19 protein-coding genes are annotated in these 19,425 nt (G+C 68.5%); 6 read left to right on the top strand and 13 right to left on the bottom strand.

Going from position 1 to position 19,425, the window contains the following annotated elements:
- Positions 1-109 precede the first annotated feature (109 nt).
- The 4 genes from IPM80_09450 to IPM80_09435 all read left to right on the top strand — a co-directional run bounded on the left by IPM80_09450 (position 110) and on the right by IPM80_09435 (position 3,390).
- On the top strand, positions 110-709 hold the full coding sequence (locus IPM80_09450) for a glutathione S-transferase family protein (protein MBK8958642.1): 600 nt from the start codon (positions 110-112) through the stop codon (positions 707-709).
- 9 nt (positions 710-718) lie between these two features.
- Positions 719-1,549, top strand: coding sequence for an NYN domain-containing protein (locus tag IPM80_09445; GenBank protein ID MBK8958641.1), 831 nt, complete (start codon positions 719-721; stop codon positions 1,547-1,549).
- 100 nt (positions 1,550-1,649) lie between these two features.
- A complete protein-coding gene (locus IPM80_09440) occupies positions 1,650-2,273 on the top strand; it encodes a hypothetical protein (GenBank protein MBK8958640.1) in 624 nt (207 codons plus the stop codon).
- Positions 2,274-2,412: 139 nt separating this feature from the next.
- Positions 2,413-3,390: an LLM class flavin-dependent oxidoreductase gene (locus tag IPM80_09435; GenBank protein MBK8958639.1), complete on the top strand. Its 978-nt coding sequence runs from the start codon at positions 2,413-2,415 to the stop codon at positions 3,388-3,390.
- A gap of 48 nt (positions 3,391-3,438) precedes the next feature.
- On the opposite strand, the gene IPM80_09430 is transcribed toward IPM80_09435, so the two are convergent.
- Entirely contained in the window at positions 3,439-4,140 is a 702-nt protein-coding gene (locus tag IPM80_09430; GenBank protein ID MBK8958638.1) for a 2OG-Fe(II) oxygenase, read from the bottom strand.
- The gene (ada, locus tag IPM80_09425; protein ID MBK8958637.1) at positions 4,130-5,221 is read right to left on the bottom strand and encodes a bifunctional DNA-binding transcriptional regulator/O6-methylguanine-DNA methyltransferase Ada; all 1,092 of its coding nucleotides are present in this window, start codon (positions 5,219-5,221) and stop codon (positions 4,130-4,132) included. Before ada ends, IPM80_09430 begins: the two co-directional genes overlap by 11 nt.
- 183 nt (positions 5,222-5,404) lie before the next feature.
- On the opposite strand from ada, the gene IPM80_09420 reads away from it, so the two are divergent.
- Positions 5,405-6,280, top strand: coding sequence for a class I SAM-dependent methyltransferase (locus IPM80_09420; protein ID MBK8958636.1), 876 nt, complete (start codon positions 5,405-5,407; stop codon positions 6,278-6,280).
- 112 nt (positions 6,281-6,392) lie between these two features.
- Here the strand turns inward: IPM80_09420 and IPM80_09415 are convergent, their stop codons facing one another.
- The 11 genes from IPM80_09415 to IPM80_09365 form a co-directional block, all read right to left on the bottom strand.
- Complete coding sequence (locus tag IPM80_09415) at positions 6,393-7,073, bottom strand: response regulator transcription factor (protein ID MBK8958635.1); 681 nt, start codon at positions 7,071-7,073, stop codon at positions 6,393-6,395.
- 110 nt (positions 7,074-7,183) lie between these two features.
- On the bottom strand, positions 7,184-8,176 hold the full coding sequence (locus IPM80_09410; GenBank protein ID MBK8958634.1) for a VWA domain-containing protein: 993 nt from the start codon (positions 8,174-8,176) through the stop codon (positions 7,184-7,186).
- Positions 8,173-9,252: a VWA domain-containing protein gene (locus tag IPM80_09405; protein ID MBK8958633.1), complete on the bottom strand. Its 1,080-nt coding sequence runs from the start codon at positions 9,250-9,252 to the stop codon at positions 8,173-8,175. Before IPM80_09405 ends, IPM80_09410 begins: the two co-directional genes overlap by 4 nt.
- Positions 9,253-9,271: 19 nt before the next feature.
- Positions 9,272-10,567, bottom strand: a complete 1,296-nt coding sequence (locus tag IPM80_09400; GenBank protein MBK8958632.1) for a hypothetical protein — start codon at positions 10,565-10,567, stop codon at positions 9,272-9,274.
- A 15-nt stretch (positions 10,568-10,582) separates the two neighbouring features.
- The gene (locus tag IPM80_09395; protein MBK8958631.1) at positions 10,583-10,801 is read right to left on the bottom strand and encodes a hypothetical protein; all 219 of its coding nucleotides are present in this window, start codon (positions 10,799-10,801) and stop codon (positions 10,583-10,585) included.
- Entirely contained in the window at positions 10,791-12,965 is a 2,175-nt protein-coding gene (locus tag IPM80_09390) for an SUMF1/EgtB/PvdO family nonheme iron enzyme (GenBank protein MBK8958630.1), read from the bottom strand. The genes IPM80_09395 and IPM80_09390 overlap by 11 nt, the downstream gene beginning before the upstream one ends.
- A complete protein-coding gene (locus tag IPM80_09385; protein MBK8958629.1) occupies positions 12,962-14,470 on the bottom strand; it encodes a hypothetical protein in 1,509 nt (502 codons plus the stop codon). Before IPM80_09385 ends, IPM80_09390 begins: the two co-directional genes overlap by 4 nt.
- 5 nt (positions 14,471-14,475) lie before the next feature.
- Positions 14,476-15,255 (bottom strand): hypothetical protein, encoded by a 780-nt coding sequence (locus tag IPM80_09380; protein ID MBK8958628.1) that lies wholly within the window; start codon positions 15,253-15,255, stop codon positions 14,476-14,478.
- 169 nt (positions 15,256-15,424) lie between these two features.
- A complete protein-coding gene (locus IPM80_09375) occupies positions 15,425-15,625 on the bottom strand; it encodes a cysteine-rich CWC family protein (GenBank protein MBK8958627.1) in 201 nt (66 codons plus the stop codon).
- Positions 15,625-16,038: a PaaI family thioesterase gene (locus IPM80_09370; protein ID MBK8958626.1), complete on the bottom strand. Its 414-nt coding sequence runs from the start codon at positions 16,036-16,038 to the stop codon at positions 15,625-15,627. Before IPM80_09370 ends, IPM80_09375 begins: the two co-directional genes overlap by 1 nt.
- Complete coding sequence (locus IPM80_09365) at positions 16,035-17,930, bottom strand: beta-ketoacyl synthase (GenBank protein MBK8958625.1); 1,896 nt, start codon at positions 17,928-17,930, stop codon at positions 16,035-16,037. Before IPM80_09365 ends, IPM80_09370 begins: the two co-directional genes overlap by 4 nt.
- A gap of 119 nt (positions 17,931-18,049) precedes the next feature.
- Here IPM80_09365 and IPM80_09360 point away from each other — a divergent pair, with 119 nt between their 5' ends.
- The gene (locus tag IPM80_09360) at positions 18,050-19,099 is read left to right on the top strand and encodes a helix-turn-helix domain-containing protein (GenBank protein ID MBK8958624.1); all 1,050 of its coding nucleotides are present in this window, start codon (positions 18,050-18,052) and stop codon (positions 19,097-19,099) included.
- Positions 19,100-19,425: the final 326 nt, after the last annotated feature.

Here is a 19,425-nt window from a genome sequence, read left to right as displayed (position 1 = left end):
ATGGCGCGACAGTATACGGAGTGCGCGCCATCGACGCGCGCCCGATGAGATAGGCGTGACGGCGGGGCGTATGCTTGCCAGCATTCAGCCGCCTGCCGATGGAGTCGCCATGATCCTGTTCGAGCACCCGCTGTCGCCCTACAGCCAGAAAGTCAAGATCGCGCTGCGCGAAAAAGGCCTGCCCTTCGAGCTGCGCGTGCCGGACGGGTTGGGCAGCGGCGCGGGCTATAGCGCGGACTTCGCAGGTGCGTCGCCGCGCGTGGAAGTGCCAGTCCTCATCGATGGCGACACGCGCGTGTTCGATTCCACCATCATTCTCGAATACCTGGAAGACCAGTACCCGGGGCGTTGCCCTGCGGCCCGGTTCGGCGGCGGGCGCTTCGGCTGGGCAGACCTGTCGGTGGTGCCCTATGTCAATTGCTCGGCGAGCTTCGGCCATCCGCCGGAAGCAGGCACGCCGCTGGCGGCGTGGCTGGCGCGCGTCAATGCGCGGCCGGCGGTGGCGCAGACCGCGGCCGAAGCAGAAGCCGCCATCCCGACCCTCGAGGGCCTCGACGCGCTGGTGCGCGACGGCTCGTTCAAGCGCGAGTATCGCGACTATCGCCTCGAGTGGATGGTGAAGTCGGGCGGTCTCGAGGTCGTGCTGGACGGCATCGCCAAGAACAACATCCGCTTCTCGGCGGATTTCTCCCCCACCAAGGATAACTGACCCCGAATCATGACCAACAACGACGATCTAATCCTCGCGCTGTTCTGCGATTTCGAAAACGTGGCGCTGGGCGTGCGCGATGCGAAGTACGCGAAATTCGACATTGCCCGCGTGCTCGAGCGCTTGCTGGTCAAAGGCAGCATCGTGGTCAAGAAAGCCTATTGCGACTGGGATCGCTACAAGGAATTCAAGGAGCAGATGCACGAGGCGGCGTTCGAACTCATCGAGATCCCGCATGCCCGCCAGTCCGGCAAGAATTCGGCCGACATCCGCATGGTGGTCGATGCGCTCGACCTGTGTTACACCAAGTCACACGTCGATACCTTCGTGATCATCAGCGGCGACTCGGACTTCTCGCCCTTGGTCAGCAAGCTGCGCGAGAACGCCAAGACCGTGATTGGCGTCGGCGTCAAGAATTCCACGTCCGATCTACTGATGCGCAACTGCGACGAGTTCATCTTCTACGACGACCTCGTGCGTGAAGAGGAGAACAATCGCCGCAAGCGGCGCCGCGCGCCGGCGCGCAAGGCCGCGCCGGCCGAAGCGGTGGCGGCCGAAGCGCCCAAGGCCAAGGAAGAGGATCGCCTGCAGGCCGGCATCGATCTCATCATCGAGACCGCCGACGCCATGCACACCGAGCGCGGCGAGGAGGGCATCCTGTGGGGCTCGATGATCAAGCAGGCCTTGAAACGCCGTCGCCCGGAATTCAACGAGAGCTATTACGGCGTGCGCTCCTTCAACAAGCTGCTGGAGGAGGCGCAGGCGCGCGGGCTGCTGGATCTCGAACTCGATGAGCGTTCCGGCGGCTACATCATCCGGCGCGTCGCGCACGAGGAGTAGGCACGCGTCGCCGCGAACGGCTTGGCAGGGCTGATGGTCCGGCTCAAGCCCGCGCCGCCGGGGTCGCTAGTTTCGGCATTGCCCTCACCCCGGCGCGGTCATGTTCAAACGGCTCCTCGTCCTGTGCGTCATCATCGACACCGTCTACCAGCTGCGCGGTGGCGCACCGTCGGTCACCACCGCCGCGGCTGCGAACATGCCGGCTTTCGATTTCAGTCCGCGCCTCGACACCGCCAGCGATCCCATCCAGCGCGCGGTGCGCGGCGTGCCCGCCATCCGCGCCGAACAATACCAGTTGACACCGCTCGCCAGTTTCCAGGTCGCGGGCCGCGTGCTGGGCGCCGAGTGGTATCGCAGCGGCCGGGCGGCCGAGCTGTCGCCGGTCGATCTCGCCATGGGCTGGGGCCCGATGGCCGACAGCGCGGTGCTGTCGGCGATCGAGATCTCGCAGGGCGGGCGCTTCTATACCTGGCGCGTCGACGCCTATCCCATTCCCGCCCAGGACATCGTCTCGCACAGCGCCAACATGCACATGCTGCCAGCCAGCCACGAGGTGGCAGATCAATTGAAATCGGTGCGCGCCGGGCAGCAGCTGCGCTTCAAGGGTTACCTGGTCAAGGTCGATGCCGACGATGGCTGGCAGTGGCGCAGTTCGATGACGCGCAACGACCAGGGCGCGGGCGCCTGCGAAGTGGTGCTGGTCGATACCATCGAGCCCATCTGAACGGCCGCGCGGGTGCCGAAAAGGTGTAAGCCCCGTCACCGTGCGCAGCCGCGCGCCGTGCGGCACAATGCCCGCAAGGCATTGCACACGACCTGCCGCCGGGCACAGCGGCGCTGTCACAACACAAGGGGAGAAACGCGTGTATCCAGTTCGATTTGGTGTATTCCTGCCGACCGGCGACGTCAACGAAGCGATGGCGGCGGCGCTGCGCGCCGAACGCGACGGCCTGTACTCGGTGTCGACCAACGATCATTTCTTCTCGCCGCTCGGTACGCCGCAGACGCCGCAGAACGAGTGCTTCACCATCCTGACCGCGATTGCCGCGGTGACCTCGAAGATACGCCTGGCGCCGGCGGTGGCGGCGGCCTCGTTCCGCACGCCGGCGCTGTTGGCCAAGATCGGCGCGACGCTCGATCACGTCAGCCGTGGACGTTTCATCATGGGCCTGGGCGCGGGCTGGCAGGACAAGGAATACCTGGCGGCGGGTTATCCGTTTCCGCCCATCAAGGAACGCCTCGCCCAGCTCGACGAGACCATCCAGGTTTTGAAAGCGATGTGGACGCAGGACGTGCCGAACTATCGCGGCCAGCATTTCGAGATCAAGGAGCTGTTCGCCAACCCGCGGCCGCTCGCCAAGCCCCATCCGCAGATCATGCTGGGTGGATCCGGCACCGGCCTGTTGCGCATCGCGGCGCGCGAGGCGTCGATCATCAATCTCATTCCGCCGACCGGCAACGGCAAGGATTTCGTCAACGATCCGGCCGCCACGCTGCGCTTCGACATGGCGGATCTGAAACGCCGCATCGGCATGCTGCATGGCTTCATGCGCGAGGCCGGGCGCGAGCCGTCCAGCATCGAACTCGGCGGCCTGGTGATGTTGGGCCTGTCGCGCGACAAGGACGACGCGACCCTGCGCCAGCTCGCTTCCCATCTCGGCTTCCCGAGCTACGAGGCGGCACAGAAGGCGCCGGTGGCGCTGCTCGGCACGCCGCAGGAGGTCAAGCGTGAACTCGAGGAGCGCATCGCCAACACCGGCGTCACGTATTACATCGTGTTCCCCGCCACCGCCGACAGCCAGCAGCTCTTGGTCGACGAGATCATGCCGGCGTTCTGCTGAGCGCGCCCGCCCGCTGGCGTTGCGTCGCCAAGACGACGCAACGCCGCTCTACAGCGCGTCGTGAAAAATGATGCCGAGGGTGTGACGGTGACCGCGCCGCAGGCGGCTCACGCCGTGGCGCATGGTCACCCGGTAATCGCCGCGCGTGCCGCCCATCGGACGCTGATTGACGGCGAACACCACCGCGTCGCCTTGCCCGAGCGCGATGACTTCGACCCGCGACTGCTGGCGCGGGCGTTGTTCGGTCAGCACGAACTCACCGCCTTCGAAATCCTCGCCCGGCGACGACAGCAGCACCGCCACCTGCAGCGGAAAGAAATGCTCGCCGTATAAATCCTGGTGCAGGTGGTTGTAGTCGCCCTCGCCGTAGCGCAGCAGCAGCGGCGTCGGCCGCAGCTGGCCGGCGCCATGGCAGCGTGCGATGAACTCGTCGTGCCGCGCCGGGAAGCGCGGCGCGAGGTTCATGCGTTCGTACCAGCGATTGGCGATGGGCACCAGCGGCGCATACAGCGCCGCGCGCAGTGTGGCGATGGCCGGCGGCAAAGGGTAGCGGAAATACTGGTATTCACCGCGCCCGTAGCCATGGCGCGCCATCACCACGCGGCTGCGAAACTGCGCGTTGTCGTCGTAGCGCGCGCCCACGGCCGCGCACTGCGTGCTATCGAGCAGTGCGGGCAGCAGCGCCGCGCCGCGCGCATCGAGATCGTCGGCGACGCGTTGCCAATCGAGATCGGCGACATCAGTGCTCACCGCGTACCTCGCTCGCCAGCAGCGCGCGCTTGCGCTCCACGCCCCAGCGATAACCGGACAAGGCGCCGTCGTTGCGGATCACGCGGTGACAGGGAATCGCCACCGCCACCGGGTTGGCGGCGCAGGCCTGCGCCACCGCGCGCATCGCACGCGGCGCGCCGATGCTCGACGCGACCTCCGCATAGCTCGCGGTACGGCCCGGCGGAATGGCGCACAGCGCCTGCCACACGCGGGCCTGGAAGGCCGTGCCGCGCACGTCCAGCGGCAGGTCGAGACCGAGCGCCGGCTGTTCGACGAAGCCCACCACGCGCGCCACCCACTGCTCGAATTCGGCGTCGCCGCCCTTGAGCGTGGCGGCCTTGAAGCGCGCCTCGAAGTCGCGCAGCAGCGCCGCCGGGTCGTCGCCGAGTTCGATGGTGCAGATGCCGCGCGCGGTGGCCGCCACCAGGATCGCGCCGAGCGCGCACTGTCCGACCGCGAAGCGTATGGTCTCGCCGGCGCCACCGGCGCGAAAACGCGTGGGCTGCATGCCGAGCGCGCGCGGCACGTGATCGTAGAAGCGGCCGTTGGAGTTGAAGCCGGCGTCGTAGGCCACGCGCGTGACGCTGTCGCCGGCTTCCAGTCCGTCGCGCACGCGCGCCGCGCGCCGCGCGTCGGCGTAGGCCTTGGGCGTGACGCCGACGATGCGCTTGAACACGCGATGGAAGTGAAACGGGCTCAGGCCGGCGCTGTCGGCCAGCGAGTTCAGATCCGGCGGCTGCTCGGCGCTCTCGATCAGGCGACAGGCCTCGGCGACCAGCGCCGCATGGCGCGCCGCGCGCGGCGCCTGGTCCGGCTGGCAACGCTTGCAGGCGCGGAAGCCGGCGGCCACCGCCGCGGCCTGGGTGGCATGGAAAGCGACGTTCTCGCGCCGTGCCGGGCGCGCCGCACAGGACGGCCGGCAGTAGACGCCGGTGGTGCGCACGGAATAGAAGAACACGTCATCGGCGCGCGCATCGCGCGCCTGGACCGCTGCCCAGCGCGCTTCATCGTCGTCAAAACGCGGGGCTGGCACGGCGCGGGGGATGTTCAATGCCTGCATGTTGGCTTGCTCCAAGTGGCGGTCCGCGGAGTTGCTGGGACCGGCTGGGTGGCATTCTGATGGCGCCGACAGGGCCCCGCACTCCGGCTCTTGCGCTCGAATTCGCGACGCGCGGCGGGTGCTCGCCCGATCGGGTGACGGCGCACCTGGGGCCCGCCGGATTGTGGCTAGAATACCGGGGTCATGCTCGACCGCAACCACAGCCGCACCGCCGAAGCGACCGCCGCGATCCGCGCCTGTCACCTGCGCTACGACTCGCCGCTGGTATTCGCCGATCCCTATGCGGCGCAGTTGACCAGCCCGCTGTGGCGCGCGGTGGCCGGCAATCCACTGCTGTACTGGCCGATAGTGCGCGGCCTGCTCGGCGCCCTGCGCCCGGTGCACGGCTGGATCCTGGTGCGCGACCAGATGACGGTCGACGAACTCGAGGCTTTCGTCGCGCGTGGCGGTCGCCAGTACGTGCTGCTCGGCGCGGGCTTCGATTCCATCGCGCTGCGTCGCCCGGCGTGGCTCGCCGACGTCAACATCATCGAGATCGATCACCCCGCCACCCAGGCGGTCAAGCTCGCGCGCATGGCGGCCAGCGGCGCGCGCCTGCCGCTCGCCCATTTCGAAGCGGTGCCGGTCGATTTCGAGCGCGAGCACCTGGGCGATGGCCTGGCGCGCTCCAGTTTCGATGCGAATCGTCCCGCGTTCTTCGCCTGGCAAGGCGTCATCTACTACCTCTCCAGCACCGCCATCGCCGATACCTTGCGCCACATCGCCGCCGCCAGTGCGCCCGGTAGTGAACTGGTGTTCGACTTCCTGTTGCCGGGCTTCGCGCTACAGCAGGGTCGCGGCCATGTCTTGTCACTGACGCGCGCCGTCACCGCGCGCATGGGCGAACGCTACATCAGCTATCACACGCCCGAGGATCTCGAACGCCTGCTGGCGGCGGTCGGCTATGAACTCGTCGATGTGCAGCGCGATCTCGATCTCGAGGCGCGTTACTGTGCCGACCGGCGCGACGGCTTGAGCGTGATGCACGGTTTCGGCATCGCGCGGGCGCGGAAGCGCTGACCACGGCCTTCCTGTAGGTGCGAATTTATTCGAACTTTGCTTTGCGCGGCCATCGCGGCCGCCGGTGTGCGATTGAAATCGCACCTACACGGGGCCCAACCCGCACGCCTGCCTATTTCGCCTCGTGCACCCGCACGAATCCCGCCTTCAGGGCCAACAGGCACAGCTCCACGTCGCTGCGCAGCTTGAGCTTGCGCCGCATGTTGTTGCGGTGGGTCTGCACGGTCTTGGGTGACATGTTGAGATCTTCCGCGATCTCTTCCACCGCGTAGCCGCGCGCCAGCAGGCAGAGCACCGAGCTTTCCTTGCCGGTCAGTTGCCTGAGCTGTTGGGCGGGGCCGGCATCGCGCGCGTCGGTGGCGAGGTGGTAGGCAATATCGGCGCCGATGGCGAGGTCGCCACGCGCCACGCGGCGCATGTTGTCGGACAGCTCGCGGGTGGTGATGCGCTTCGACAGGTAGCCGCGGCCGCCCGCTTCCAAAAGGGCCAGCGGGTAGTGGCCGGTGGCGAAGGCCGACAGCCCGATGATACGCAGGCGCGGATCGATGGCCAGCAGTTCGCGCGCCAGGCCGATGCCGTCCTCGTGTCCGATTTCCATGTCGAGCAGCACGATGTCGACGCGGTGTTCGGCGACGTAGTGTCGCGCCGCCGCGCCCGAGTTGCCGCTGCCGACCACGGTCACGGCGGTGTCGCCGGACAGGCGCAGGATCAGCAGTTCAGCGACCAGCTTGTGATCATCCACCACGTAGACGCGGTAGGGCGGCGATAGCGGTGCGTATTCCTGCATGCGCATGCACTCCCTTTGCATGTGGACAGGTTTCCCGTTCTGGTGCGGGATGGGCGGATGTGTTCATCGCGTCCCACGGCATTATTGCTGGAAGCTCGGGAAATGCGTCAACCCCATTAACGGTAGGCGTTGAGCCCGACAAAGGTGCCGCCGTTGCGGTGGGTGAGGCGGCGCGCGAAGGCCGCGAAGTGCGCGCCGGCGTCGCGGTTCATGCCGACACGGGTGGGAAAGCCGATGGCGTGGATGCGGATGCGCGGATTGCCCTGGGCATCGCGCGGATTGATGCCATCGACGTATTTCACCACTTCGTCGATCGAGCCATTGGCGAATTCGTCGCCGAACACGTACAGGCTGATCTTGCGGTCGTCGCGGTAGAAATCGCGGATCGCGGTGTAGATGCCGTGCTGCGGATTGCTCGGCGAAGTGGCCCGCCAGGCCGGGATGGTTTCGATCAGCTCCTCGCGCAGCGCCGGGCTGTCCTGCAACCAGGTTCGTGCGCTCTCGGGGATCAGGTAGTCACCACCGTCGCTCAGGATCTGCAGGCCCTTCAAGCGCGGGTAGACGGTCAGGATCTCGCGCATCTGCCGCTTCAGCGCGACGGTGACGCGCTCGGCCATGCTCGCCGAGGTGTCGATGATGAAGATCACGTATTCGCTGTCGATGGGAATGCCACCGACCAGCGCCGACTTCACCCGCTGCTGACGCTCGGCGCGCAGGCGGCGCATCTCCTCGCTCAAACTCTGCTGCGCTGTCTTGAGCTTGCCGAGCTCCTCGGCATCGCGCGCGGCGGCCTGCTGCGCGCCGCGCGCGCGAAACTGGCTGGCCAGCAGCGCATCGCGCAGGCGCTGGGTTTCCTGCTCGAGCGCCGTCAGCTGCGGCGTGCTGGCATCGAGTTCGGCGCGCACTTTCTGCTGCTCGTCCTCGAGGCTGAACAACTGGCGTTGCAGGCGCGCGATGGTGGCCACGCGCGGGTCGTCGAGCGGCTCGGGGGCGGCGGCCGGCGGCGGCTTGGAGATCATCAGCAACAGGATGATGGCGCCGATGCCGCAGGTGATGACATCGAGAAACGCGATGCTGATCGATTCCTCGGCGCGACGGCTGAGCTTCATGGCCAGTCGTCCGCCGGCGCGAGGAAGGCGCCCTGGGTGATGCGCGCCAGCTGCCAATAGGCTGATGCCGCCACCGGATCCCCTTCCAGCGGCAAGAGGATGGTGTTGATGGCGATGCCTGGCGACACGTGTTTCATGGCGCGCTCGAACAGGCGGTTGCGTTCCAGGCCCGTGACATTGCGGTTGCGCGACGCTTCGAGACCGAGGGTCGGCATGCCGTCGGTGATGAGGTAGACATTGTCCGGCGGCGGGTTCATCTCGCCGATCACCATGAGCGCGCGTTCGAGACTGTTGCCGCCCTTGGGCACGCGTTGCTTCATGGCCTCCACCGCCGCATCGAGGCGCGCGCTGTCGCTGACCGCGAGCCACTGGCGGTCGGTGCCCGGCAGCGCGAAATGCACCTCGCCATCGAAGCCCGCGATCTGGAAGCTCGACGATTGCGGAAAGTGCGCGGCTATCCAGTCGACGATGCGCAGCGCCTGTTGCCATTTCTTCGACTGCCGTTGATGCGCTTCGTCCATGTTGCGCAGGCGCAGTGCCTCCACCGGTTTTTCGACCAGCATGCTGGTCGAGGTGTCGAGCAGGATCAGAATGCGTTTGCCGCCGAGCTGCACGCCGGTCAGGTATTCGCGATTGCCCTCGCCGACGATGCTGCGCAGGTAGCGCGATTTCTCGTACGGCTGCGACAGCAGCATGCGCTTGTCGGCTTCGAGTTTCTTGACCGCCTGGCGCAACGCTTCGATGTCGATGACGCTGCCGGGCTTGGGCGGCGCCTGGCGCCGTTGCTCTTCCGCCAGCGCCTCGCGCGCGGCGCGCGCGGCGTCGGCCGCCGCCGCGAGTTCACCGCCGCGTGCGACGAGCTTGGCGCGCAGCCCGGCAATCTCGTTCTCGGTGTTGGCGAGCTGCTGCTCGAGCACCCTGACCTCGGCGCCGTAGTCGTAGGTCGGCGTCTCCACGCGCTGCGTGGCGCCGTGCTTGGAGATCATGAACAGCAGCACCACCGCGCCGAAGCCGCACGACATGATGTCGAGGAACGACAGCGTGAAGATTGAAAATTCGCGGCGTTTGACCAGCACGGTGCGCAGCCAGGCCTTGTCAGCGCGTGACGACGATGGGCACGAACAGCGCGCGCCCGGCGGCCAGCGTGATGTGATCGCCGGCGCGCAACAGGCTGGTGCCGGCCGCCGGCACGCCGTTGATACGCGTCTCGACGCCGTTGACGTGCAGCACCGCCTGTTCGCCTTGCACGCTGATGGCGCAGCTCGCGCCATGCGCCGCCGCTGCCACCTGTCCGTCGGCATGCAGGTAGAGCGGCGTCGCGCTCAAGGCATGGGCGGTATGGCCGGCGAGCACATGGCTGGGCGCGCGTCGCGGCGCGCTGCGCGGCATGGCCTCGGCGTGATGCTCGAATTGCGGCGCGCGGGTCAGCGGCAACTGCGTGACATAGGCCACGCCATCCTGGCCGGTGCCGAGCGCCAGCCGATGTTCGGCCACCGCGCGGAAACAGGCGTCGGCCGGCAGCGCGCGGGCCGGCGCCAGCAGATCGAGCGCGCCGGGCAGTGCCGCCAGGCTCGCGCCGACCAGCACCTCGGCGTCGCTGCCCAGACGTTCGCACACCGTCGCCAGCACCATGCTCGTGACATGCACGAAGTCGCGCGCCGCGACCTGGGTGTGAAAGCGCTTGCCGTGGTATTCGAGCGCGATGTCTATCTCGTTGCGTTGCGCGGCCTGCGCCAGCCAGCGCGGCAGTTGGTCGTGCAGGCGCTGCGCGCTGTCCGCCTCGTGCAAGGCATCGAAACGCGCGTCGCCGAGCAATGCCGCGGCCACCAGGTCGACGGCCGCCGCTTCGAGTCGTGCCAGCCCGGCCTGCGCGATATCTTGGTAGCCCGTGCGCGTCACCTGCTCGCCGGCCTCGACGGCGCACAGGCTCACATGATGGCGATGCATGTCCACCACCACGTAGCGGCCGGGCGGCGCGCAGCCCGCCACCGCCGCGACGCTGCTGTCGAGCAGGCCCGCGACCTTGAGCTTGAGCGACTCGGCGATGCCGAGCAGCAGCGACAATTCGGCATCAGCGTAATGCGCCGGCACCACCAGCACCGCTTCGGCCGGCCGGCCGGCGGCATCCAGCACGCTCGCCAGGTGGTGCCAGGCGAGATCGGCATGGTGGCGACAATGGCGGCGCGCGTCGGGCAAGGGCGTTTCGTTCAATTGCCGCCAGAAATGCTGGTAGACATCGCGCGGCTGTACTTGCGCGCGCGCCAGCGCCGCCTCGCCGCATACCACGCCGTGGGCATCGACCAGCGCCACGCCGGGACTTAGCGCCACCACCACGCCATCGCGCGTGACGCGCAGGCCGCTGTCGTTCAACTCGATGACGTTGAGGCTCATGCTCGCTGTGTGTATTCAAAAATCGTCGGGCAAGGGGATGGCCTGCTCATCGGAGATCTCCTTGCGCGGGTGCAGCGCATCCTCCGACAGCGGCAGGGCCTGGTATTCGATGCGATCGGGCACGTCACGCGGTCCGGCCACGGCGGTTTCGTCCGCCGGGCCCGCCGCATGCAGCGGCGCGATCGCGAGCAGCAGCAATAACAACGGCGTCTTGCGGTGGTGCCTACTGCGCATAACGGGCCAGCCTGAATCCCACGTCGTTGCGTCCGCGTTCGCCGCTGGCGCGCGCCGCGAGGCGCAGATCGGTGGCGGACGACAAAGCCCAGCTCGCGCCCTTGATCACGTGCAGCGTGCCGCTCGGCGGCCCGAGCGGATCGGTGCTCGGCGCGGCCGCCGGGTTGGCGTCGTAATGGTCGTGCACCCATTCGGCGACGTTGCCGTCGAGATCGTACAGACCGCGCGGGTTGGGCGGAAAACTGCCGACCGGCGCGCTCAGCGCAAAGCCATCGCGCAAGCCGCGCAACACGGTCTTGGCAACACCCTCGGCGGCTTCGTCGGCGTAATTGCCGTGCGCGCGCGCCGGCGGATAGACGTCGCCCCAGGCGTAGCGCAGCGACGCGCCCTCGGGCGTGGTGCGTGCCGCCCATTCCCATTCCGCCTCGGTCGGCAGGCGGTAACCGGTGGCGGCGGGATTGACGCCCAGCACTTCGCCGTACTTGATCTGATAGAACGGCGGCAGACCATCGCGGCGCGACAGCCAGTTGCAATACAGCGCGGCGGTCTGCCAGTCGACGTCGACCACCGGCTGGCTGTCGTCATCGAGTGTGCCCTGCGGCGGGTTGCTGGCGTGATGATTGCCGAGAAAGGCGCGGAACTCGCCGTTGCTGACTTCCTTGGCGCCGAGATAGAACGCGCGCTTCAACACCACCGGCCGCTCGGTTTCATCGGCCCGGCGCGCCGCGTCCGCGCGTGAGGAACCCAGCACCACCTGGCCGTTGCCGAACAGTTTCAACAGCTGGCCGGCGGACGTCGTCACGCTGGGCGTGGCCGCCGCGTTGTCGTCGCGCGCCTCGCCATTGCCGCTGCGCGTGGCATCGCCGCCGGCGCTCGCGGTGTGTGTCGCGGGCGGCGCTTGATCGAACGATGGTTGCTCGGCGGCCGCCTCGGCGATCGTTTTGAGGCGCACCCTGAAGCGCTTTTCCACGCCTTTGCGCGGCGTCACGTGCATGCTGTAGGTGGCATGGCCGAGCGCGCGCAGGGTCACTTCATGGTCGCGCGTCGGCAGGGCCAAGGTCTGGTTGGCGCTGCCACGCGCAATGCCATCGACGAGGAGTTCCGCGCTGTCGGGCGTGGTGATGAACTGCACGTTGGCGAGCTCGGGCTCGAGCTTCAAGTCCAGCGTTTCACTCGCGGCCGCGGCCAGCGTCAAGTTTCTTTCGGCCGCCACGTAGCCTTCGGCCAGCACGTGCAGACGATGACTCCTGCCGGGCGTGAGCGCGATGGCGAGCGGCGTGCGACCGACGAAGTTGTCGTCGAGCGTGACGCTGGCGCCGGCTGGCGTGGAATTCAACTGCAATTGACCGTCGGCCTCGGTCAGCACCACCGTGCCGAGTTTCACCGGCATGCCGGCCACCACTTTCAGGGTCTGTTGCCAGGGCTTGTAACCGCGCTGCGTGATCCTTACCGCGCGGCGTCCTTCCAACAGTTCACCTTCGTAGGGCGTGGTGCCCAGTACTTTGCCGTCGACACTGAGTTCGGCATGGGACGGCTGGCTGTCGATGCTGGCCACCGCCCAGGCCGGCTCCAGGCGCGCCGCGAGGCTTTGTTCGATGGCCTTGCCTTCGATCTCCATCCGCACGACATGGGCGCGATAGCGTGGCGCGCGGATCTCGACCTGGCGCGTGCCGGCCGGAATGTCGCGCACCACGCCCGGCGCCGTGCCGAAAGGCTGGTCATCGACGAACACCTCGGCCTCGATGGCCGGCTCGAGACGCACGTTGAGGTGGCCGGGCAGGCGCTCGAGCACGATGCGGCGCGTTTGTATCGGTGCGTCGTCGACGCTCACCATGGCGTCGTAGGCGTGATAGCCCGGCGCGCTGGCGCGCACCCGGTGTTCGCCCGGGCGCAGCAGCCAATGGTTGGAAATGCGCGGCGCCAGCCACGCGACGACTTCGAGGCTGGCGTCGGCCGGCTCGCTGGCGAGCGTCACGGCGCGCGCGGTGAACACGTACCACGCGGCCAGTGCCCACACCGCCAACACCAGGCTCGTGAGCAACGGCAACCAGGCGATCTGCACGCGCGGCAGCGCGGCGCCGCGCGGCGGCGGACGAAACGCGCGCGCGCGAATCAAGCGGCCGACCTGCGGCGGCGTGGCCGGCATGGATTGCGGCTTGGTCATGGCGGGTTGACTAGCGTGATACGCGGCGCGTCGGCGCCCGGCGCGATGTCGAATTCCACGCGCACTTCGGCCGCGCCGTCGTGAAGCAGCACGGCCACGTGATGGCCGGGTGCGAGGTTCACGCGATGTTCCTTGAAACGTCCCAGCGCGCCGGCGCCCAACAGCCGCACCTCGCTCTGACCATCGGAAAGCAGCGTCACCGCCACCGGCTCGCGCGCGATGCGCAAGGCTCTGCCCAGCGCCGCCACCTGGCCACGCAGGCGTGGCCCCGGCTGGGCGATGCCTTGCGCGCGGCGCAGCGCCTGTTCCGCACTGTTGCGCAGCGGCCCGCCGGCCAGCGCCAGCACGTCGCGTACCAGGGTCTCGAGTTGCGCGTCTAGCTGCTGGCGGTCCGCCGCCGCGCGTTGACCCTGCGCGGCGTCCTCCAGTTCGGCATCGAGCGCGAGCGCCGCGCCGTAGGCGCGCACCGCGTCCGCCCAGGCTTCGGCCTTACGCGCGCGCTCGGCGCGTTCGAGGGCGCTGGCAATGCCGGCGGCGGTGGCACGCCGCTCGGTTTCACGCAGCGCTGTCGCCGCTTCCGAGCCATCGCCGCCGAGCGTGGTGGCACGCTTGAAGGCGCTGCGCGCGGCGTTGAAGTCGGCGCGCTCGAGAGCGCGATGGCCGTCGGACAGGGCCGCGCGCAGTTGGCGTGCCCGCGCGCTGGCATCGAGCCGCGCGAGCCCGGCCTTGACGCTGGCCATGCGCGCATCGAGACGCGCGGCATCGGTGTAGACCTCGCGTGCCTTGCCTTCGTCGCCCATCTGCTCGTAGGCCTCGGCCTGTTCGACCAGCGCGCGCACGCGGTCCAGGGTCGCGGCGCGGGCGCGCCCCAGCGTGGCGTCGCGATGCTCGGGCGCGAGCGCCAGCACCTCGCCGAAAGCCGCGTCGGCCGCCGCCGAATTGCCTTGTTCGAGCGCCGCGTCACCGCTGCGCAGCAGCGTCGCGATCACCGTCGGCAAGCGTGCTTCGATGGCCGCGGCGCGCACCAGGACCGCGCGATAGGCGTCCTGCGCGGCGCGAAAACGCTGCTCGCTGTAGGCCTTCTCGCCCTCGCGCAGCGCTTCCATGACGCGATGCATGCCCCCGCGATCCCAGCGCTCGGCCTGGATGGTCGACAGCTGTTCGATCCGCGCGAGGCTGGCGCGTAACAAGACCTGGGCGGTACGGCGCGCAGCCGCGTTGCGCTGTTCGTCGTCGGTGAGCGGCGTGGCGGGTGGGTCATGTTCGACGGCGGGCGCCGTGGCGAGCGTCGATGCGGCTGGCGCGACGGGCGGCGCCCAACGCGGCAGCGATGACAACAGCGCCACGGCCGCGCCTGCCAGCAGCAGCATCACGCTCACGGCGCGCCACGGCAGCGCTTCGCCACGCGCCTCGACGCCGGCCGGCGGCAGGCTCACCGGCGCGAACGGCGCCGGGGTGATGATGCGTCGCGCGCCGACGCTGCAGGCGTCACTGACGGCGGGCACGGCGTTCACAGGCCGGCTTTGTACTTGCGATATTCGGCCCACAGCCTGGCGCGCAGCTGCGGGTCTTTTTCCTGCTCGGCCGCCTCGCGCAACTGCTGCGCGAGGATGTCGTCCTCGATCACGGCCGGCGTGATCTCCGCGCCCGGGCCGCTCGCGGCAGGCGGGGTGGCGAGGCTGGTGCCGCGCTCGTCGCGGCCACCGTCGACACCGAGGCGCCCGCCGTCCTGTTTGGCGCGCGCGGTGGCGTTGCGCTCACGCAGGCCCGCCGCCTCGCCTTCGCCACCGGCATCGCCGTCCGATGTGGGACCTTGCTGGTAATGGATGCCGACCACGCCCTGCGTGTCGTCGTGTCGCGGCGGTGGCGCGGCGCCCGCCGCGCTCCTGCCATCGCCGGTGCGCACGGCGGAAGCATCCATGGGCGCGCCGCCGCTGCCCGCACCGCCGGCGCCACCACCTGCGGCGGACCTGGCGCCCGCGGGCGCCGGCCGCGCATGGCCGCGCGACGATACGACGCGCGTGCTGCCGTCGGCCGCCACTTCCTCTTCTTGTACTTCGGCGGCATTGGCGCTGGTCGCGCCATAGCCCTGGCCGCTGCCGGCGGCGCCGGGCCCGCCGCCAGCAGAGGTATTACCGGACTGGCCGTCCGGCGCGGGCGGTCTCGCGGCCTGCTCCGAGACCAGCGGTTTGGGCTTGGGTGGTTTGGGCGGTGGTGTACTGCAGGCAGCCACCAGCGCGGCTGTCAACAGCAGGGCTGTGCATCGCGTACGGCTGTGCGTCCTGATCACGCTGGGCGGGCTCCTCGCGGGCAACAAGTCTGCGCTGAATATGGGGTGTCGCCGGCGTCCTTGCCAGTCACGCGATCGCCGCCGCGGCAGTGCGCGTCTTACACCTCGTGGCAGTGTACATGAGGGTGCGCGCCGCCCGTTTGATGGTGGTCAGGGCGCTTGGCGAAGCTCAGTCGCGGACCGGCGGTGGCGTGCTCGGTGCCGGATGGGCGGCAGCGATCTCGGCCAGGCAGCGCGGGCAGTAGCAGTCCTTCAATTCATCGAGCGCCGCGGCCGGCAGCGGTGGCAGCGCGCTGCACCAGCACTCGGCGTCGTTGCGCCCGCAGCCGAAGGCCGCGCCGCAGCGTGTGCAGGATTTCTGCTCGGGCATCACAGCGGCCCGGCGTCTTCGAGCATGAAGCTCGCGCTCGATTCGGCGAACACCGTGCCGCTGCTCTTGTCGGCGGCGCTCGCTTCGAGCTGCAGCAGACGGCCCTTGCGTTTCACCACCGTGCATTCGATGCGCGCGGTGGCGCCCACCGGCATCGGCGCGCGGTAACGGATCTCGGCCTTGGCGGTGAAGCCGCGCGCGCCCTGCAGGAAGAACCAGTTGGCCATGGCATCGTCCAGCACGCTGAACACGATGCCGCCATGGGTCACGCCATCGAAGCCGACATGTTCGTCGCGCGAGGTGAATTCACCGCGGCAATGCTCGCCTTCGACCTTGAACGCGAGCTTGAGGCCAATCGGATTGTGCGCGCCGCACACGAAGCAATGGGTGGCGTCGCCGCGCGGCTCGCTCACTTGCACATGTCTCCGTAGCGATTGGCCAGGTGCAGATCCACTTCATGGGCGAAGCCCGGCAGGTGCACGCCGTCGGTGTCGATGGTGATCTCGTTCTCTTCGATGAGCGCGTCACCGAAGCGATAGATCGGCTGCATGGGGCCGGCCAGGCATTCGGCATCGTAGGCCTGGGCCTTGTCGAGCACCGCTTCCTGGCGTGCGCGCCAGGCGGCCATGGCCTGGGCGCCGTGGCGCTGCGCGAGCATCGCCTCGGTGCGCCGCGGCGAGATCACGGTGCCGGTGGCATTGTTGCCGCCGAAGCCCTTGGAGTTGAGAAACGCGACTTCCGCGCGATCGCCCAGGTCGACATCCTTCAGGGCAATCGCGAGATGGCTGTCCTCGAGATCGTCGGCGAGCTTGTCGACGGTCTTGATGCCCGGCATCACGCCGTGACGCAACACGCCGAGCGTCACCGTCATCTGGTCGGCGCTGGCCGGCGCCAGCGAATGACCGACGAAGGCCTTGATGGCGGTCACCGGCCAATCCTCGATGCCGAACGCGCCGGCCACGAGGTTCATGATGCGGCTCTCGGTGGTGCGGTTCTGCGGCGTGCTCGAACCATGGGCCTGCACGAAGCTGCGATTGCGGATGACGTCGTCGCCGAACATCGCGCGCGCGCCGGCCACCGCCTTGGCGAGCGTGATGTAGTTGCCGGGGCCGGGCGCGGAAATGGATTTCTTGAAGCCGTCGGCATTGACGAACACATCGCTGACCGCGCCGTGCACCTGGGCGCCGAGCTGCAGCGCGAGGCTGTCGTCCATCAACACGAAATACTGGCCGGACTCGCCGAGCGTGAAGCCGCAGTTGTCGCCGAACGGGCGGCTGGCGCGGCGATAGTCGGGCACGCTGACGCCGTCGAGACGACACAGGTCGCTGTCGGTGGCGAGCGCGCTCATGGCCGCGTAGCCCTCGATGACCTCGGGCAGCAGCGGCGCCTCGGCATTGCCCACCACCACCACGCGACGACGTCCGGACTGGATGTCCTCCACCGCCAGGCGCAGGTTGTAGAGGAAGGTCGCGCAGGCGCCGGCATTGGCGCCGGTGGCGCCGACGCTGCCAAGCACGTAGGCATTCACGAAATCGGCCGGCATGGTGTTCAAGCCCAGCGGCAGCTGCTTGGAGCTCACGCGGTTGCCGCGCAGGCGCGCCTGCAACATGCCGCCCGTGCCGTTGCCGTCGAGCTGCGCCATGGCGCTGGCGGCGTACACGCCGATTTCATCGGGATGCACCGCGTCGACGATGGTCTGCCACTCGATGCCGGTGGAACGCACGGCGTCGGAGGAGGCGATGATGGCGAGCTGCAGGCCGCGCGGATGGAAGCGCGACGGGTAGAGAGCCGCGGGATCGAAACCGCTGGGCAACTGGCCGCCCGACTGCACGGCGAGCTTGCGCCGCGTTTCGACCACCAGCTGGCTGCCGGCGGCGACCGCCACGCTGACCTTGCCATCGCTCGAGTCCAGCACGCGCCAGCCGGGCGGCAGGGGATCGGGCAGGTCGCGGCTCGCGACCGTGATGACATTGCCGCCTTCGCCGAGCACCGCCATCACCGCGTTGCCGGTTACCTGGTCGGGATCGAAGCGATCGTTCTCCAGGCGACGAATGAGGGTGCCGCCGAGCACCGTCGCCTCGAGGGCGGCGAGACCGGCCTGGTCGAAGGGGCTGCCGTCGGGGCGGCACAGCTGGCCGTTCCTGACGGCGCCGAGGTTCATCATCGCCGCGAGGGCGGTAACGGTGCGTTGGCGACGGGCGCTGTCGATGCTTTCCCAGATGATGCGGTGATAGGCATGGTGGAAAGACGAACGCCCGGCCGGGCCGACGCCGCCGAATCCTACGATTACTGGCAAACGGGTCATGGTGCCACTCCGTGCTGAATGGGCCGGTATTCTAGGGAGAGCGGGGCAGATGACTGTGGCCACATGCGTCATATACTTGGCCATATGCGACACATCGTTCTCTCCTTGCCATGAGCTTGATGAGCCGTCACGGCCGTCTGCGCATCGGTTTCGTGCTCACCCCCGGCATGCTCGCGACGGGCACGGCGCTGCCCTACGAGATGTGGCTGGCGGCGGCCGATCGCCGCCGCGCCGAACGCCGCGCCGACGCGCGCATCGAGCTGCGCCTGATCGCGGCGCTGGAAGCGCAGCACGAATACGGCCGCCTTGCGGTGCGCGCCGATTGCGAGCTGGCCGATGCCGGCCGTTTCGACGTGGTTTACCTGCCGGCCCTGTGGCGCAACCCCGCCACGCTGCGTCGCCCGCTCGCGCCGCTGCGGCGCTGGCTGGTCGAACAATACGAGGGCGGTGCGCAGATTGCGGCGGTCGGCACCGGCGTCAGCCTGCTGGCCGACACCGGCCTGCTCGACGGCCGCGCCGCCACCACCCACTGGTACAACTTCGAACGTTTCGAACGTGACTACCCGGCGGTCGATCTCAAGCGCCAGTTCTTCATCACCCAGTCCGGTGCGCTGTACTGCGCGGCCAGCATCAATTCCCTGGCCGATGTCTCGGTGCATCTCATCGAGCGCACTTTCGACCGCGCCACCGCGCGGCACGTGGAACGCAATTTTTCCCACGAGATCCGCCGCACCTACGAGGAATACCGCTACATGGATGGCGGCCTGGCGCCGCTCGCCGACGAAGTGGTGGTGGAGGCGCAGCTGTGGATCGAGGCCAACGTCGCCGCGCAGATCACCGTCGCCGAACTGGCCGCGCGTCTCGGCGTGAGCGTGCGCACCCTCGACCGGCGCTTTCGCCAGGCCAGCGGCCTGAGTCCGCGCGCCTTCTGGCAGCAGCGACGCGTGCGCCTGGCCAAGGAACTGTTGGAGAAGACCAATCTCACCATTGGCGAAATCGCCTACCGGGTCGGCTACCAGGACGCCGGCCATTTCTCGCGGCTGTTCGAGCGTGAACTGTCGGTGGCGCCGTCCGCCTATCGCCAGACGGTGCGCGCCAAGCTGTTCCAGGCCGATCTCGGCGGCGCGCTGCGTGTCAATTCGATGGACAGCGCGGGCGGCGACAAATAGCGCAGCAGGAACAGGCGATTAGGCGCTGGCCTACATCCAGGGCGTGACGCTGCTTTGTCAATCAGCTTTACACGGCTTTCGAAGGGCTCGCCGGGCTGTGCGCCAAGTGCTTGGAATGACACTACAAAAAAACTTGGCAACAGTCTTGCTAACGGTAATCCGCATCGGGTTCCGTTTCCCGTGTTCAACCGATACGGCGTAGGAAATCGTGGTCACGGCTGTGCCGCCGCGACAATACATGGCTTCCGTGCCCACGTCGTATCGGTCGTGCCCAAGGGTCGTACACGTGCACGACCTGACCTTCTCGGCCCCGGCCTCACCGCCGG

The sequence above is a fragment of the Pseudomonadota bacterium genome, from assembly GCA_016719885.1.
Lineage (GTDB): Bacteria > Pseudomonadota > Gammaproteobacteria.
Note: the sequence above shows the minus strand (reverse complement) of the source record. Positions and strands in the feature narration are given on the sequence as shown.